The following is a 15,730-nucleotide window of genomic DNA, read 5'->3' as shown; positions in this document are numbered from 1 at the left end:
TGGGATGGGACCCGTGGTGAACGACGGTCGGCTACATCCGGGCGACGCCCTGTTCTGGGCCGTCTCATGGGGGCTTGGCGCCGCGTTGGGTGTTGGGCTCGGGGGATGGCTGACGCTCGTGGGCGGAGCCGGGGCGCCCGGGACCGGCGGGCTCGAGCCGGGATCCGACCTCGTCGCGCTACCGCTTGCCGCCTTCGGGGTCGTCACCGCCGTGCATCTCGGGGGGCAAGTCGTCGCCGCGTTCGTGCGAGGTGCGGCGACGAAGCGCCGCCAGCGACAGGAGCGCGACGAGGACGACGGCCACGACGGCGTCCTCGGGTAGATCGAGGGCGAGCGAACCTCTCACGATCGATCGGATCGCGTAGGCGGCGGCCGGAATGGCGACCGCCGCCCACAGCGGGATCCGGAGGCGCGGCATCACGGGTCGATCACGCCTGCCGATCGTCCGTCGGCGCCTGCGCGGCGACCCGCTTCTTCTTCCGGCTCCTGATGATGGCGCGCACGATGAAGAAGACGATCAGTCCGCCGATCCACAGCGGGGCGGAACCGATGACGAATGCGATCAGGAACGTCAGCACGTCCGCTGCTCCTCGGATGCCCGAGGTGATCGCGTCGGCGAAACCCCAGTCATCGCCCTGCGGCCGCACCACCGGGCGCGGCTCGGTGAGCTCGATCGTCACGGTGGCCATGGCGGCCTGCCGCTCCAGGTACTTGACCTGCGCGTCGAGGCTTTCGATCTCCTGCCGCACGCGGTTGAGCTCGGTCTCGATGGCGAGCATGTCCTCCACGTCCTTCGCCGCGTCGAAGAACTCGCGCAGCCGCTCCTCTTCCGCGCGGAGGTTCGTCAGACGCGCCGACATGTCCACATGCTGTTGCGTGACATCCTGCGAGTCCTCGGCCTGGAACTTCACCTCGCCGAGGTCGATGGCCTGGTCGATGAAGGCGTCGAACGAGTCGGCGGGGATGCGTACGGTGACCCAGCCGCGGAGGGCCGCACCGTCACCCGCGACCGAGCCGTATTCGTCGTACCGGTAGAGCCAGTCGTCGGTGTCGGTCGCCACCTGAAGGTCCTGGATCATGCCGTTGTGCGTCTTGACCAACGCGCGAAGATCGTCGATCGCCTCGGTGGTGCTCTCGACCTCGAGCCTGAGGGTCTTCGAGCGGATGATCATGCGTTCGCTGTCGGCCCCCACGTCCTTGCCCGCAGCGGCCTCCTGCTCGGCCGCGTAGTAGCCGTCATCAGCCCCGGGTGGCGCCGCCGCTGAGTCGGTCACCGCGTACTCACCGCGGACCGATTCCTCCACGGCCATGTCGGATCCGCCGCCGCAGCCGGCGGCGAGCAGGGCGATGGCCGCCAGGGCGACGCCGACGGTCATCCATCGACGTGTGTGGTGGAGCGTGATCATCGTCGAGCTCCTCTCATCCGCGTTCGCACCCGTGATGACGCGAACGCCCTTTCACCTGCTATGACAGGATCCAGGGCGTTCGGACAAGACAGTGGAAGCGGTGCGCTACTTCGTGTCGATGTTCTCCGAAGCTTCAGCTTCTTTCTTCATCTGCTTCGCCGCATAGACGAGGAAGCCGATCGCGACAGCGATCACCAGGATGAACGAGATCATGAGCACGTTGTAGTAGGTGCCGGGGACGTTGTGTCCGAGCAGGAACCATCCGTACATAGGGGCTGTTCACCTCCATCGCACCTGTGTGTTGCCTCGATTCTAGCGCTGCCCACCTTACCGGGCAACACGCACGGGCGATGTGCCCGTCACACGTGTTCTTCCACTGTCAGGGTCCGAATCCTGCCTGTCACCCACTAAGACGCATACCGCGGCGGTGTGGTTCGCGCGCGTTCGGGGGAGCGGTGTGTGGCGTGAGAGGTGTCAAGTGGAGCAAAAGACCACAAAAGTGTTGCAAAGTGGGATAGTGTGGCATACAGTTGTGACATCGGAGCGCCACCGTGGTGCCCGAATGAGCAGCGGAGTGGGGAGGACGGATGTTTCTCGGCGAACACCAGCACACGCTGGACGCCAAGGGGCGGCTGTCGCTCCCTGCCAAGTTCCGAAGCCAGATGGCGGGCAGCTACGTCGTCGTCAAGGGCATCGAGAAGTGCTTGTACGTGTTCTCTCCCGCCGAGTTCGAGGCGTTCCTCGCGCAGCTGATGGAGCGGGGGGACTTCGGCAAGGACTTCCGCCAGGTGCGGCGTTTCTTCACGGCGGGCGCCAAGGAAGACGATCTCGACTCGGCAGGACGCATCAGCATACCCGCGAACCTTCGCGAGTACGCCAAGCTCGAACGCGACGTCACGGTCATCGGCAACGGCGACCGTATAGAGATCTGGGACTCGTCGGCGTGGGCGGACTACAACGGCGAGGCGGAAGGGCGCATCGAGGAAGTGACGAGTTCACTCGCTGAACTCGGCATTCTCTAAGGTCCTTGAGAATGGAATACCGGCACACCCCAGTTTTGCTGGCCGAGGTCACGCAGCAGCTGACCTTACACGACGGCTCCATCTTCGTTGACTGTACCTTAGGCGGGGCAGGACACACGAAGCGGATCGCACAGCTTATAGCACCCACCGGGATACTGGTGGGCATCGATCAAGATGACGCCGCACTCACCGCAGCAGCAGACACACTCCGCCTCGGCCAGCAGGAACTTCCCACGATCGTGCTCCTCAAGGGGAACTTCGGGGACCTCGACGAGCTGTTGCTCGAGGCGAGGGTCCCGTATGTTGACGGGTTCCTGATGGATCTTGGCGTCTCATCTCCCCAGCTCGACCATGTCGGCCGCGGTTTCACCTACCAGGAGGATGCTCCGCTGGACATGCGGATGGATCCCTCGTCGTCGCAGCCTACCGCGGCTGACATCGTCAATACGTACTCCGAGGCCGAGCTCGCGCGCATCATCCGCGAGTACGGCGAGGAGCGGTGGGCCTCGCGCATCGCAGCCTTCATCGTAGCCGCGCGGGGCGCCCATCCGATCACCAGCACGAGCAAGCTGGTGGAGGTGGTCAAGGCGGCCATCCCGGCTTCCGCACGGCGGACCGGGGGCCATCCCGCACGGCGCACCTTCCAGGCGCTGCGCATCGAGGTCAACCACGAGCTGGAGCAGCTCGAGCGAGGCGTCCGTAGCGCGATCGCATGGCTCGCGCCGAAAGGGCGCATCGCGGTCATCAGCTACCACTCGCTCGAGGACGGAATCGTCCGCGATGTGTTCCGCGACAGCGCTCAGGGGTGTATCTGTCCGCCAGACCTGCCGGTGTGCAGGTGCGGCAGGGAGCCGGTAGTCCGGATAGTCACCAAGCGGCCGATCACGCCTTCGGCCGAGGAGATCGATCGTAACCCGCGGTCTCGGAGCGCGAAGCTCAGGATCGCGGAGAAGCGCTAAGGCACCAAGGGGTCCCGCCTGCGGGCGGGAAGACGAGCGGGAAGGAGGCCCACCTCCGTGGGCGCAGCGGCACGCAAGATCACGCGCACCGCGGCACCGGCGCGACCGGCACTCAAGGTCGTGCGCGGTGGGTCTCGTCGTACCCGCACGCGTGCAGCGGCCATCGGCACGTTCAGGCTGGTCGCCACGTGCATGGTGATCCTCATGACGGCAGGAGTCGTTCGGGTCTCGCTTGCGGCGAGCGCCGCCGAGGCGTCGATCGACGCATGGGAACTGCGGAGCGAGGTGAAGGCCGAGCGCCAGGTCGGCAGGACGCTCGAAGCCGACAGGAGCGCCCTGGCATCGCCGTCGCGCATCGAGGATCTCGCCTGTCAGACGCTCAACATGACCAGACCCGCCCAGGTGTGCTACCTGGAGATGCCCGCGGCCGCCGTTGCGGCGTCCCCGGGAGAGGACGCGCTGGTCGACGATGTCGACACCGAGCCCGCGCCGGTGCGTGAGGCGGCTCAGCGTGTGGTCGCTACGCTGGCGGATCTTGCGGCCAGCGAGGCCGAGGTGCTGCTCGTCGGCGACATGGGGCTTGGTACGTTGCGATGAGTGCGCCGCCCGCCACAGGACGTCGGCGACGCGGAGCCGGCCCGGAGCGCCCGCTATCTGCCGGGCGCTTCTTGTGGCTTCTGAGCCTCCTGTTGGCGATGCTCGTGGCAGTGGGTGGCCGACTCATCTACATCCAGGTCGTCAAGGGTCCCGAGTATGCTGCCGCGGCTACCGAGCAGCGCACGCGGGACATCACCATCAGCCCCGAGCGCGGCTTCATCTTCGACCGGGAAGGCGAGGTCCTGGCCGAGTCGATGGAGGCGCGCACCATCTATGCCGTTCCCGACGCGGTTGCCGACAAGGCGGGGGCTGCAGAGATGATCGCATCGGCGATCGGTGGTGACCCGGCGTCGTACGAAGAGAAGCTCTCCCGGGACACGGGTTTCGTCTACATCGCGCGCAAGGTGGATGTCGCGCTCGCGGATACGCTGAGAGAGCATGAGGTCGAGGGTCTCGGGTTCATCGAGGACTCGCGGCGCGTCTACCCGAGCAACGAGCTGGCCTGCCAGGTCCTCGGGTTCGTCGGTGTCGACGACGAGGGTCTCTCCGGCCTGGAGCTCTACTACGACGACCTCCTGGCGGGCACGCCCGGTCGGTTGATCGCCGAGCGCGACAACAGGGGCCGCCCCATACCGGGAGGCGTCACGTACGAGGAAGAGGCGGTGGACGGGCAGGACATCGTGCTCACCATCGACAAGGACATCCAGTACCAGGCGCAGGTGGCGCTCGCCGAGGCGGTAGAGGAGTGGGGCGCGAAGGCCGGGTCCGTGATCGTGATGGACCCGCGCAACGGCGAGATCTTGGCGATGGCCTCGGTCCCTCAGTTCAACCCCAACCGCTTCAGCGAGGCGGCGGGAGAGGCCTACCGCGCGCGTTCGATCGTCGACACGTACGAGCCGGGCTCCACAATCAAGTCGCTCACCGCGGCGGCGGTCATCGATGCGGGCCTACACAGTCCAGACTCCACCTTCGAGTTGCCGCCCACCATCGAGGCGGGAGGGCGGACGATACACGAATCGCACGAACGCGAGACGGTCACGTGGTCGCTCACCGACATCGTCACGCAGTCATCCAACGTGGGCGCCGTCAAGCTCGGTCTCACCCTTGGTGAAGACGGGCTATACGACTACTTCGCCCGTTTCGGTCTCACCGCTGTCACAGGGGTCGACTACCCGGGCGAGGTCAAGGGATGGCTGCCCACGACCGACCAGTGGTCGCCATCCTCGCTCGCGACGATCACCTTCGGCCAGGGTATCTCAGTGACTCCGCTGCAACTTGCGCGGGCGCTGAGCGCGATCGCGAACGACGGCTATCTCGTGACGCCGCACTTCCTGAAGGAGACGCGCGGTGAGGTGGAGGAAGGTCCTGTCCTGGAGACCGAGCGCGCGATCAACGCGGAGACCGCTGAGGCCATGCGCGTGGTGCTCGCCGACGTGGTGAACGAGGGCACAGGCGCGGCGGCTGCGGTGCCTGGTTATCAGGTGGCGGGCAAGACGGGGACGGCGCAGAAGGCGCGCACGGACGGGGTCGCAGGCTACGCCAAGGGCAAGTACGTCGCGTCGTTCTCGGGCTTTCTGCCTGCCGATGACCCCCGCGTGCTGATCATCGTGAACATCGATGAGCCGAGTGAGGCGATCTACGGCGGAACGGTAGCAGCGCCCACGTTCGCACGCATCGCGGCTTACTGTGTCGACCACCTGAAGATACCCCCGGGAAGCCCGGTAACGGGTGCGTCACAGGGGGATGGCCAGTGAGGCCGACCGCATGTCCGATGGTAGAATGACTCGACGGAGAGACGACGGGAACCGGTGGATACGAGGACGCTTTCACAGCTTGTAGGCGGTGCGGCGGGGTCGATGGATGGACACGCCGGCACAGACGTCTCCGGGATCGCGTATCGCTCCGACGCGGTGCGTCCGGGAGACGTCTTCTTCTGCATACCGGGACACCGTCACGACGGGCACGATTTCGCGGCCGATGCGCTGTCGCGGGGTGCGGTGGCCATCGTCTGCGAACGGCCGCTCGGCACTGCCGCGTGGGAGATCGTGGTGGACGACGCGAGGCGCGCTCTCGCGCTCGCTTCAGCTGCGTTCCACGACCACCCGTCGGGCCGCATGGATGTCGTGGGGATCACCGGCACCAACGGCAAGACCACCACGACCTACATCATGGACAGCATCTTGAGACAGGCGGGTCGGACGACCGGCCTCATCGGCACCGTGGAGACGCGTGTCGCCGGCGAGCGTCAGTCATCGTCGCGTACGACACCCGAGTCGGCGGACCTGCAGGCCCTGCTCGCGCGCATGGTGGAGGCGGGCGTCGAGGCGGTCTCCATGGAGGTCTCGTCGCACGCCATCGACCTTCACCGGGTAGATGCGCTGCGGTTCGCCGTCGCTGCATTCACGAACCTCACGCAGGACCATCTCGATTATCACCGGACGCTCGACGAGTACTGGTCGGTCAAGCGACGACTCTTCACCGACCTTGAAGTGGGTGCGCGCGTTGTGAACATCGACGACCCGCGTGGAGCGGGGCTGGGTGCCGCGCTCGACGATGTCTGGACCGTGGGGCGGGCCGCCGGGGCGATGGTGCGGGCAGAGAACGAGCGGCCGGCCGCGGATTCGACGACCTTCCACCTCGTGACGCCTGAGGGCGAAGCCGAGGTCACGCTCCCGCTTGCGGGTGCGTACAACGTGAGCAACGCGTTGGTTGCCGCCGGAAGCGCGCTTGCGATGGGTATCGGGTTGGATATCGTCGTGCGCGGTCTGGAGTCGGCGCCTCAGGTTCCCGGTCGCCTCGAGGGGATCGACGAAGGGCAACCGTTCGTGGTGCTCGTGGACTACGCGCACACACCGGACAGTCTCGCCAAGGCGATCGCCGCCGTGCGCGACATCACGCCGGGGCGGGTGATCACCGTGTTCGGTTGCGGTGGCGACCGGGACCCGGAGAAGCGGCCGCTAATGGGCAAGGCCGCCGGGGAGAACTCGGACATAGCGGTGGTGACGAGCGACAACCCGAGGAGCGAGGATCCTGTGGGGATCATCCTGCGCACGGAGGACGGTCTCAAGGGGACGCCGTGCGAGTATGAGGTGGAAGTGGATCGCCGCACCGCCATCGCGCGCGCGTTCGCCATCGCGCGTGAAGGGGACGCCGTCCTGATCGCCGGAAAAGGGCACGAGGACTACCAGATATTCGCCGACCGCACGATCCACTTCGACGATCGAGAGGTCGCTCGTGAGGAGCTGAGAGCACGATGCTGAGGCTCTCGGTCGAGACACTGGTGGAACTCACGGGCGGCGAGCTGATCAGCGGTACGCCGGAGACGATGATCAACGGTCTCGCGATCGACTCCCGCGAGGTGGAACCCGGGTCGGCGTTCGTGGCCTTCGTGGGGGAGCGCACCGACGGCCATCGCTTCGTCCCCGACGCGCTCGACAGGGGCGCACGGGTGGTCGTGGTGACCAGGGACGCGGATGAGGTCCGTGAGGCGGTCGCCGCCCATGGTCGCGGGGAGACCGCCCTGGTGGCGGTCGATGATGCATATGCGGCGATCGAGGCGTTGGCGGCGTGGCACCGGGACAGGCTCACCTGTCCGGTCATCGGTATCACGGGATCCACCGGCAAGACCACCACGAAGGACTTCGTGCGGAGCGTGCTCGGCACGACGATGCGGGTCGTCGCCACCAGCGGCAACAGGAACAATGAGCTGGGTGTGCCTCTCACCGTCATGGATGCTGGCGCCGACACGGAGGCTCTGGTGGTGGAGATGGCGATGCGCGGCGCTGGCCAGATCGCACACCTCTGCGACGTGGCGCGCCCCACCGCGGGCCTCGTGACCAACGTGGGCGTGAGTCACATGGAGGTGCTCGGGAGCCAGGAAGCCATCGCGTCGGCGAAGGGCGAGTTGGTGCAGGCGATCCCGGCTGACGGGCAGGTGTTCGTGAACGGCGACGATGCCTGGTCGGCCACCCTCGCCGCGACCGCTTCCGCCGAGGTCATCACCTACGGGCTCGGAAGCGATGCCGACATCACGGCGTGCGATGTCGTCGTCACGCCGGCGGGGATGCCGTCGTTCACGCTGGCCATGCCCGAGGGCGCCGCCGGGGTCACGCTTGCGGTGCCGGGCAAGCACAACGTCTACAATGCGCTCGCGGCGGCCGCGGTAGGTCGCTATCTGGGCGTTCCGCTCATCGAGATCGTGAGAGGGCTCGAGGGAGCCACGTTCTCCCGCTGGCGGATGGAGACGTTCGTGTCGGCGAGCGGTGTGACGGTGATCAACGACGCGTACAACGCGAATCCGACATCCATGCGCGCCGCCATCGGGGCGCTGCAGGACCTTCCAACGCGCGGCCGCCGCATAGCGGTGCTGGGCGACATGGCCGAGCTGGGCACGCTCACCGAGCTGGCCCACTTCGAGTTGGGCGAAGAGGTCGCGCGGTCTGCGGTCGATGTCCTCGTGAGCGTGGGGGAGCTCGGCAGACGCATCGCCGACGGAGCGAAGGCGGCCGGGATGCCGGAAGACGTGGTGCGTCCCTGCGCGAACGCCGACGAGGCGTCGGAAGTGATAGACGACGTCGTCGAGCCCGGTGACACCGTGCTCGTGAAGGCGTCGCGCGTCATGGGGTTGGAGACGGTAGTCGAGGGGATGATGGACCCGCGTGTTCAGCCTGCTTCCTGAGATAGCTCGCTATCCCACTTACCAGATCCTTGTCGCCATGGTTCTGGCGCTGCTGCTTGCCATCGTGCTGTTCCCCGTATGGATCAGACTTCTGAAGTTCCGGAACATCGGGCAGCAGGTGCGTGCCGACGGTCCGCAGGGGCACCTGGTGAAGCAAGGGACGCCCACGATGGGTGGCGTGCTCATCCTGCTCGTAGTGTCCTTGGTGTACCTCAGTCTGGGCGAGGTGGGACGCGCCGGCGTCATATCGCTCGTCGCGCTGCTCGGCTGTGGCATGCTCGGCTTCATCGATGACTACGCCAAGGTCATGAAGGCGCGGTCGCTCGGACTGACGGCGAAGATGAAGATCGCTGGTCAGGCCGTGGTGGCGAGCACCGTCGGCGTGCTCGCGGTCAACTGGGCGCACGTGAGCCCGGAAGTGGTGATCCCCTTCGTGGGGACGATCGACCTCGGTGTATGGCAGTCGTCGGTCTCGGTGGGGGGATTCTCCCTCGAGCTGCCCTGGCTCTATCTGGGTCTCGTGTTCTTCATGGTGTTGTCGTTCTCGAACACCGTGAACCTCACAGATGGGCTGGATGGTCTGGCCGCGGGCACCGTGATGATCGTGATGCTTGCGTTCGTGGCGATCGCGTTCGCGCAGGACAACCTGGAGCTCGCTCTGTTCGCCGCCGCTGTCGCCGGGGCGTGCCTCGGCTTCCTCTGGTACAACAGCTATCCCGCGGACATCTTCATGGGCGACACGGGGTCGCTCGGCCTGGGTGCGGTCATAGCGGCGCTGGCCGTGGTGACCAAGACCGAGCTGCTCGCCCCGATCCTCGGCGGCATCTACGTGGCCGAGGGTCTGTCGGTCATCCTGCAGGTGACCTCGTTCAAGCTGACAGGCAAGCGCATCTTCCGGATGGCCCCGCTTCATCACCACTTCGAGATGAAGGGCTGGAGCGAGACGAAGGTGATGGTCCGCTTCTGGATCGTGACCGGCGCGCTTGCGGGCGTGGGCTTCGCCCTCTGGTTCGTCACGAGAGCGAGGTTCTGAGGTGCGCGACTGGACCGGACACCTCGTGGTGCTCGGCCTCGGCGCCTCGGGTCGCGCGGCCGCCGAGTGGGGCCTGTCGCGTGCGCGCGACGGCGTGCGGGTGACGGTGCTCGACTCGGGCACCGGCGACGCGGTCGTCGAATGTGCGGAGTCGCTTCGGGAGCGTGGCGCGGAGGTGCGCTTCGGCGTGGATCACGTCAAGAGCGGCGATATCGTCGTCGCGTCCCCGGGTATACGCCCGACCGCTCCGCTGATGCTCAGCGCACGTGCCTTGGGGGCCCCGGTCATCTCGGAGATCGAACTGGCGTACCGCATCTCCCGTGCGCCGTGGATCGCCATCACCGGCACCAACGGCAAGACGACCACCACCGCTCTCGTGACCCATCTGTTGCGCGAAGCCGGGTTCGTTGCCGAGCCCGCGGGCAACATCGGGCCCGCCGCCGTGCGTGTCGCCGGTGAGGTGGGCGAGGCGGGGATCATCGTCGCCGAGGTCTCGAGTTTCCAGCTGTCCCTGACGGACACCTTCCACCCCCGGGTGGCCGCGCTCCTCAACATCACTCCCGACCACATCGACTACCATGGCTCGCTCGAAGCGTACGCGGCCGAGAAGGCCAAGGTGTTCGCCAGGCAGGTCTCAGGCGACACCGCGATCATCGACGTTGATGACGAAGGGTCGCGCGCCCTTGCGGACCCGGTGGCCGAGCGGGGCGTGACGGTCTGTCGCGTGAGCCGGACAAGCACGCCTGCCGATGGCGCATACCTCCACGGTACGACATTGGTGCTCGAGGAGCGTGGCGTGGAGCATCCACTGGTGGACGTCTCCGACCTGCGCATCATGGGCGAGCACAACGTGAGCAACGCCCTCGCCGCCGCCGCCTGCGCTCGCGCCGCCGGTGCGGGGATCGAAGCGATCCGGAGCGGGCTGATGTCGTTCAGGCCGATCGAGCATCGCCTCGAGCCGGTCCGCACCGTGGACGGCGCCGAGTACTTCAATGATTCGAAGGCCACCAATCCGGACGCCGTGCTCAAGGCGCTCACCGCTTTCGGTGAACGACCGCTGGTGGTGCTCCTGGGCGGACGGAACAAGGGCGTCGACATGAGGCCACTGGCTGCCGCCGTGAAGGTTCGTACGGACTCGGTCGTGGTGTTCGGTGAGGCGGCCGCTGAGATCGCTGACGCGTTCCATGAGGTCGCTCTTCACGTCGTGTCCGCGCGTGGGCTCGAGGAGGCGGTGGATGCCGCGCGAACCCTCGCACGCCCGGGTGGGGTGGTGCTGCTCTCGCCGGGCTGCACATCGTTCGATGAGTTCATCGGCTACGAGGAGCGCGGCCGCAGGTTCAAGGAGATCGTGGGACGGATGGTGGAGAGCGCATGACCCGTCGTCCCAGAACGCTCACACGATCGGGATATTGGCTGCTGGGGTCGACCGTCGCCCTGGTGCTCGCAGGCATACTGATGGTGTACTCGGCATCTTCGGTGGCCGACTACGTGGCATACGGGGACAGCGCCTTCCACCTGAAGAAGCAGGCGTTGTTCGCCGCGATCGGCTTCGTTGCGCTTCTCATCGCATCGTTCTGGGACTTCCGTTCGCGTCGGGGCGAACTCGATCCACGACGTCCTGATGTCGTCGCCTGGGGCGTGTGGGCGGTCGCCTTCGTGGGGCTGCTCATGGTGGAGATCATGGGTGTGGGCAAATGGGGCGCGACGCGCTCGATCGACCTCGGGTTCGCGTACGTCCAACCGTCCGAGTACGCCAAGCTCGGGTGCTTGCTGGTAACCGCGGTGTTGGTGGTGGCCTGGCGCAAGGGGGCGCTCGACACCGGGCCGTTCCTCGGGTGGTTGGCCGCCGCCGTCGTTCCCACTGTGGTTCTGATCATGATGCAGCCCGACATGGGCACCACCGTCTCGCTCGTGGTGGGCGTGTTCCTTCTGTTGGTGCTGGGCGGTCTGCCGGCGCGGTGGCTCGTTCCATCGGCGGTCGGGGGAGCCACGGTCGCATTCGCGCTTGTGTGGGCTGCCGGCTACCGGATGGAGCGCGTGACGTCCTTCCTCGATCCGTGGGCGGATCCCAGCGACGGCGGCTACCAGATCATCCAGTCGCTGTATGCGTTCGGCAGCGGCGGGATCGATGGCATCGGGCTGGGTCTCTCGCGGCAGAAGTACTTCTATCTGCCCGCCGCGCACACCGACTTCATCTTCGCGGTCATCGGCGAGGAGATGGGGCTGATCGGATCGCTCGCAATCGTCATCGCCTTCGGGATCTTCGCGTACGCGGGATTCCGGGTCGCGTGGGAGAGCCGTGACCTGTTCGGCAAGCTCCTTGCAGGTGGCCTGACCGCGATGATCGTCGTGCAGGCGTTGATGAACATGGCGGCGGTGACAGGGCTCATGCCGATCACCGGCATCCCGCTGCCGTTGGTGAGCGCCGGTGGTTCTTCCCTCACGCTCACGCTCGCGTGCGTAGGGTTGATATTGGCGGTGTCGCGTTATGGAGGACAAGCACGGGTGCGGCTGGTCCGCCCCGGGAGGACCAGGGGGTCGAAGAGTGCGGGTTCTGTTGAGCGGCGGCGGGACGGCCGGACACATCTATCCGGCGTTGACGGTGGCCGACCGACTGCGCGCCGAGGGGCATGAGGTAGCGTTCGTCGGAACGCCTGACGGACTCGAGGCCCGACTGGCGGCAGAGGCGGGCGTCGTGTTCTTCGGCGTGCCGGCCCGGGGGTTCGATCGGGCGCGGCCGCACACGCTGGTGACCTCGTCGCTCCTGATGGCCGGGTCGACGCTCAGGGCGCGTCGTCTGATCGGTTCGTGGAGACCCGACGTGGTGCTCGGGTTCGGTGGGTACGTCTCGCTCCCGGTGGGTCTTGCGGCGCGCACCCGGCGCGTACCGCTCGTGCTGCACGAGCAGAACTCCGTTCCCGGTCTCGCGAACAGGGTGTTGTCCCGCTGGGCCGTTTCGGTAGGGGTGACCTACGAGGGCTCGGCGGACCACCTGCGCAACCCCGGGCGCGCCGTTGTGACCGGTAATCCGGTTCGCGGGGCCGTCCTTGAAGCCGACCGGGAACGCGGGCGCCGGATGCTCGGCCTCGACCCGGACGCCGTCGTGCTGTTGGTGTTCGGCGGGAGCAGGGGCGCGCGGCACCTGAATGACACGTTCGCGTCGCTTGCGCCCAGACTGTCGACCGTCGCTGCGTTGCAGGTGGTGCATGTGGCGGGTAGGATTGAGGCCGCTTCAGTGGCCGAGCGAGTGGCCTCGACGGTGGATGGATCGTGGCAGGGGTACAACGTACTCGACTACATCGACGAGATGGGCGATGCGATCGCGGCGGCGGACCTGGTGGTCGCCCGGGCTGGCGCCACGTCGATCGCTGAGATCACCACCATCGGGCGGGCCTCGATCCTCGTGCCGTATCCGTATGCGACAGACGATCACCAGACGCTCAACGCCCGTGCGGTGGCCGAGGCCGGTGGCGCGGTGGTGGTGCCCGACGCCGCGCTCGACGACGAGGCGTTCGTGGCGTCCGTGCTGGAATTGCTTGAGGATGAGCCCCGCCGGACGGCGATGGCATCCTCTGCCGCTTCGCTGGGGCGGCGTGATGCCGATGTACGGGTCGCCGCCCTTGCGGTCGCGGCAGGAGAGGAGAAGCGGTGACATCTGCCGCGTACGCACACTTCATAGGTATCGGTGGCGCCGGGATGAGCGGTCTCGCCCGCGTCCTGCACGACCGCGGCATCGTCGTGACGGGGTCCGACCTGAAGGCGTCGCGGTACGCGACGGCTCTGCAGGAGGCGGGGATCCTCGTCCACGTGGGACATGCGGCCGACAACCTCGGCGATCCCGAGGTGGTCGTGGTGTCGTCCGCCATACCTGAGATGAACCCCGAACTCGCCGCCGCACGAGAGCGCGGCATCCCGGTGTGGCCGCGCGCGAAGATGCTGGCGCACATCGTCGGCCAGGACATCGGAGTGGCGGTGGCTGGCACGCATGGAAAGACGACCACCAGTTCGATGATGACCACGGTGCTGGACGGCATCGGGCTGGACCCGACGTTCCTCATCGGCGGAGAGCTCAACGACATGGGCGCGAACGCGCGATGCGGCGGCGGCGGCTACTGCGTGGTGGAGGCGGACGAGAGCGACGGGTCGTTCCTGCACCTCACGCCTACGGTGGCGATCATCACGAACGTGGAGGCCGACCACCTGGATCACTACGGATCGTTCGAGGCGGTGGTGGAGACCTTCGGGCGGTTCATCGAGAGCGTGCCGCCCGAGGGCGCGGTGGTGGTCTGTGCCGACGATGAGGCGCTCGTACGTCTCGCCAAAGAGCGGTCGCGGGCCAGGGTGGTGACGTACGGGGCCGTTGAGGCGGCCGATGTCCGCTGTGACGACCTGGAGCGTGTCGGCCTCGGTCACCGGTTCTCTGTGACGTTCCCCGACGGTTCCGTGAGTCCAGTGACCATCACGGTGCCCGGGGTCCATAACGTGATCAATGCGACCGGAGTGCTTGCGGCCGCATGGGGGCTTGCTCTGGATACCGGCCGCGCCGCCTCAGCGCTCACGTCATTCAAAGGCGTCCGTCGGCGGTTCGACCGCGTGGGCGAAGTGGCCGGCATCACGGTGGTCGATGACTACGCGCACCATCCCACGGAGATAAAGGCGACGCTCGCAGCCGCCCGCGGCGCCGGGTTCCGGCGGGTGTGGGTGGTGTTCCAGCCACACCGCTACAGCAGGACTGCCGCGCTGGGCCGCGAGTTCGGCGAGGCGTTCCGTGACGCCGATCATGTGGTGCTGATGGACGTGTACAGCGCCGGCGAGCCGCCGATCCCCGGGGTCTCCGGCAAGACCGTGGTGACCGAGACGCTGCGGAGCGCCCCGCGCACCCATCTCGCCTACTTCCCGCACCGCGACGATATCGACGCATACATCGCCGATCGTGTGAGGGACGGCGACCTGGTGATGACGATGGGGGCGGGGGACGTCACGACGCTCGGCCCGGGTATCGTGCGCGCGATCGGTGAGCGGCACGGGGTGACCGCCTGATGCCAGGCTCTTCCACAGAGCGCCGTCTGCGCTCGGCCCTGAAGGGGGAGGTCCGTGCACGCGAACCGCTGGCGAAGCACACGACCTATCGGATCGGGGGTCCCGCAGACCTCTTCGTGACGTGCGATACCATTGCGGATCTCGCGGAGGCCGTGCGCATCTGCGAGGAGGACGGCGTGGACTGGACCGTCATCGGCAAGGGCTCGAACCTGCTGGTGGCAGATACCGGTTACCGTGGGGCGATCGTGGTCCTCGGCGAGGAGTTCAAGAGGCATCGGGTGCACGGACGCGACATAGAGACCGGGGCGGCGTGCGCGCTCGCCTATGTGGTGAGAGACGCGTATTCGCGTGGCCTCGGCGGCATGGAGTTCGCCGTGGGCATACCTGGCACCGTCGGCGGGGCTATCGCGATGAACGCGGGCACGGGCGAGACATGGATGCAGTCGGTGGCCGCATCGGTGACGATGCATCTTCCCGGTGTCGGCCTTGAGCGGTTACGGGGCGACGAGATCGACTGGAGGTATCGCGCGGCGGGGCTGCCAGCTGGCGCGATCGTCGTGGAGACCGTGTTGCGCCTGAAAGACGCGGACCAGGACACGATCCGCCGGGCGATGGACGACAGCCTGGAGCGCCGGAAGCGCAGTCAGCCGATGGGCGTGCCATGCGCGGGAAGCGTGTTCAAGAACCCGCCAGGGGAGTCGGCGGGACGGTTGATCGAATCCGCAGGGCTGAAGGGGACGCGCCTCGGCGGCGCGCGGGTATCACAGGTACATGCGAACTTTATCGTGAACGAAGGGGATGCGACCGCTGCCGACGTGCTCGGACTGGTGCGGAAGATCCAGATGACGATCAGGGACATACATGGCATCGAACTCACACCAGAGATCAGACTCCTCGGAGACTTCGAAACCCCGTAAGCGAGTGGTGCTCGGGCAGGAGTCGGCGCGCCGAGTGACAAGCACTCACCCTAAAGTAGATGCTGAGACTAAGTCACG

The 15,730-nt window shown here is 66.9% G+C and carries 15 protein-coding genes; 13 read left to right on the top strand and 2 right to left on the bottom strand.

Annotated elements, in window-relative coordinates; translation table 11 throughout:
* The first annotated feature begins 4 nt into the window (after window positions 1–4).
* A complete protein-coding gene (locus MSB02_RS02475) occupies window positions 5–322 on the top strand; it encodes a hypothetical protein (RefSeq protein ID WP_267193630.1) in 318 nt (105 codons plus the stop codon).
* Between the two features lie 106 nt (window positions 323–428).
* Here MSB02_RS02475 and MSB02_RS02470 read toward each other — a convergent pair whose 3' ends face one another.
* Together MSB02_RS02470 and MSB02_RS02465 are read right to left on the bottom strand one after the other, a co-directional pair.
* Window positions 429–1,406 carry a DUF4349 domain-containing protein gene (locus MSB02_RS02470; protein WP_267193629.1) on the bottom strand — a complete coding sequence of 326 codons (978 nt, stop codon included), beginning with the start codon at window positions 1,404–1,406 and terminating at the stop codon, window positions 429–431.
* Between the two features lie 105 nt (window positions 1,407–1,511).
* Window positions 1,512–1,676: a hypothetical protein gene (locus MSB02_RS02465; RefSeq protein WP_267193628.1), complete on the bottom strand. Its 165-nt coding sequence runs from the start codon at window positions 1,674–1,676 to the stop codon at window positions 1,512–1,514.
* Window positions 1,677–1,993: 317 nt separating this feature from the next.
* Between MSB02_RS02465 and mraZ the strand changes: the two genes are divergently transcribed.
* From mraZ to murB, 12 genes are all read left to right on the top strand, one after another.
* Window positions 1,994–2,428 carry a division/cell wall cluster transcriptional repressor MraZ gene (mraZ, locus tag MSB02_RS02460; protein WP_267193627.1) on the top strand — a complete coding sequence of 145 codons (435 nt, stop codon included), beginning with the start codon at window positions 1,994–1,996 and terminating at the stop codon, window positions 2,426–2,428.
* An 11-nt stretch (window positions 2,429–2,439) separates the two neighbouring features.
* A complete protein-coding gene (rsmH, locus tag MSB02_RS02455) occupies window positions 2,440–3,387 on the top strand; it encodes a 16S rRNA (cytosine(1402)-N(4))-methyltransferase RsmH (protein ID WP_267193626.1) in 948 nt (315 codons plus the stop codon).
* A 57-nt stretch (window positions 3,388–3,444) separates the two neighbouring features.
* A complete protein-coding gene (locus MSB02_RS02450; protein ID WP_267193625.1) occupies window positions 3,445–3,984 on the top strand; it encodes a hypothetical protein in 540 nt (179 codons plus the stop codon).
* Between the two features lie 71 nt (window positions 3,985–4,055).
* The gene (locus MSB02_RS02445) at window positions 4,056–5,738 is read left to right on the top strand and encodes a peptidoglycan D,D-transpeptidase FtsI family protein (RefSeq protein WP_267193624.1); all 1,683 of its coding nucleotides are present in this window, start codon (window positions 4,056–4,058) and stop codon (window positions 5,736–5,738) included.
* Window positions 5,739–5,840: 102 nt separating this feature from the next.
* Entirely contained in the window at window positions 5,841–7,244 is a 1,404-nt protein-coding gene (locus MSB02_RS02440; protein ID WP_267193623.1) for a UDP-N-acetylmuramoyl-L-alanyl-D-glutamate--2,6-diaminopimelate ligase, read from the top strand.
* Window positions 7,238–8,662, top strand: a complete 1,425-nt coding sequence (locus MSB02_RS02435) for a UDP-N-acetylmuramoyl-tripeptide--D-alanyl-D-alanine ligase (RefSeq protein WP_267193622.1) — start codon at window positions 7,238–7,240, stop codon at window positions 8,660–8,662. Before MSB02_RS02440 ends, MSB02_RS02435 begins: the two co-directional genes overlap by 7 nt.
* Entirely contained in the window at window positions 8,652–9,695 is a 1,044-nt protein-coding gene (mraY, locus tag MSB02_RS02430) for a phospho-N-acetylmuramoyl-pentapeptide-transferase (protein ID WP_407653147.1), read from the top strand. The genes MSB02_RS02435 and mraY overlap by 11 nt, the downstream gene beginning before the upstream one ends.
* A 1-nt stretch (window position 9,696) precedes the next feature.
* Entirely contained in the window at window positions 9,697–11,070 is a 1,374-nt protein-coding gene (gene murD, locus MSB02_RS02425) for a UDP-N-acetylmuramoyl-L-alanine--D-glutamate ligase (protein WP_267193621.1), read from the top strand.
* Entirely contained in the window at window positions 11,067–12,329 is a 1,263-nt protein-coding gene (locus tag MSB02_RS02420) for an FtsW/RodA/SpoVE family cell cycle protein (protein WP_267193620.1), read from the top strand. The genes murD and MSB02_RS02420 overlap by 4 nt, the downstream gene beginning before the upstream one ends.
* Window positions 12,298–13,347: an undecaprenyldiphospho-muramoylpentapeptide beta-N-acetylglucosaminyltransferase gene (gene murG / locus MSB02_RS02415; protein WP_267193619.1), complete on the top strand. Its 1,050-nt coding sequence runs from the start codon at window positions 12,298–12,300 to the stop codon at window positions 13,345–13,347. Before MSB02_RS02420 ends, murG begins: the two co-directional genes overlap by 32 nt.
* Complete coding sequence (gene murC / locus MSB02_RS02410; RefSeq protein ID WP_267193618.1) at window positions 13,344–14,735, top strand: UDP-N-acetylmuramate--L-alanine ligase; 1,392 nt, start codon at window positions 13,344–13,346, stop codon at window positions 14,733–14,735. Before murG ends, murC begins: the two co-directional genes overlap by 4 nt.
* Window positions 14,735–15,652, top strand: coding sequence for a UDP-N-acetylmuramate dehydrogenase (gene murB / locus MSB02_RS02405; RefSeq protein WP_267193617.1), 918 nt, complete (start codon window positions 14,735–14,737; stop codon window positions 15,650–15,652). Before murC ends, murB begins: the two co-directional genes overlap by 1 nt.
* Window positions 15,653–15,730: the final 78 nt, after the last annotated feature.

It is taken from the genome of Anaerosoma tenue (genome assembly GCF_023161965.1).
Taxonomy (GTDB): domain Bacteria; phylum Actinomycetota; class Coriobacteriia; order Anaerosomatales; family Anaerosomataceae; genus Anaerosoma; species Anaerosoma tenue.
The sequence above is the reverse complement of the archived record's forward strand: the minus strand, read 5'-3'. Positions and strand labels throughout refer to the sequence as shown.

Excerpts from the sequence above, each read along its gene's own strand:
- MSB02_RS02470 (WP_267193629.1), bottom strand. The coding sequence starts at position 1,406 with ATGATCACGCTCCACCACACACGTCGATGGATGACCGTCGGCGTCGCC.
- MSB02_RS02440 (WP_267193623.1), top strand. The coding sequence starts at position 5,841 with ATGGATGGACACGCCGGCACAGACGTCTCCGGGATCGCGTATCGCTCC.
- murB (WP_267193617.1), top strand. The coding sequence starts at position 14,735 with ATGCCAGGCTCTTCCACAGAGCGCCGTCTGCGCTCGGCCCTGAAGGGG.
- MSB02_RS02420 (WP_267193620.1), top strand. The coding sequence starts at position 11,067 with ATGACCCGTCGTCCCAGAACGCTCACACGATCGGGATATTGGCTGCTG.
- MSB02_RS02475 (WP_267193630.1), top strand. The coding sequence starts at position 5 with ATGGGACCCGTGGTGAACGACGGTCGGCTACATCCGGGCGACGCCCTG.
- rsmH (WP_267193626.1), top strand. The coding sequence starts at position 2,440 with ATGGAATACCGGCACACCCCAGTTTTGCTGGCCGAGGTCACGCAGCAG.
- MSB02_RS02465 (WP_267193628.1), bottom strand. The coding sequence starts at position 1,676 with ATGTACGGATGGTTCCTGCTCGGACACAACGTCCCCGGCACCTACTAC.
- MSB02_RS02435 (WP_267193622.1), top strand. The coding sequence starts at position 7,238 with ATGCTGAGGCTCTCGGTCGAGACACTGGTGGAACTCACGGGCGGCGAG.
- mraZ (WP_267193627.1), top strand. The coding sequence starts at position 1,994 with ATGTTTCTCGGCGAACACCAGCACACGCTGGACGCCAAGGGGCGGCTG.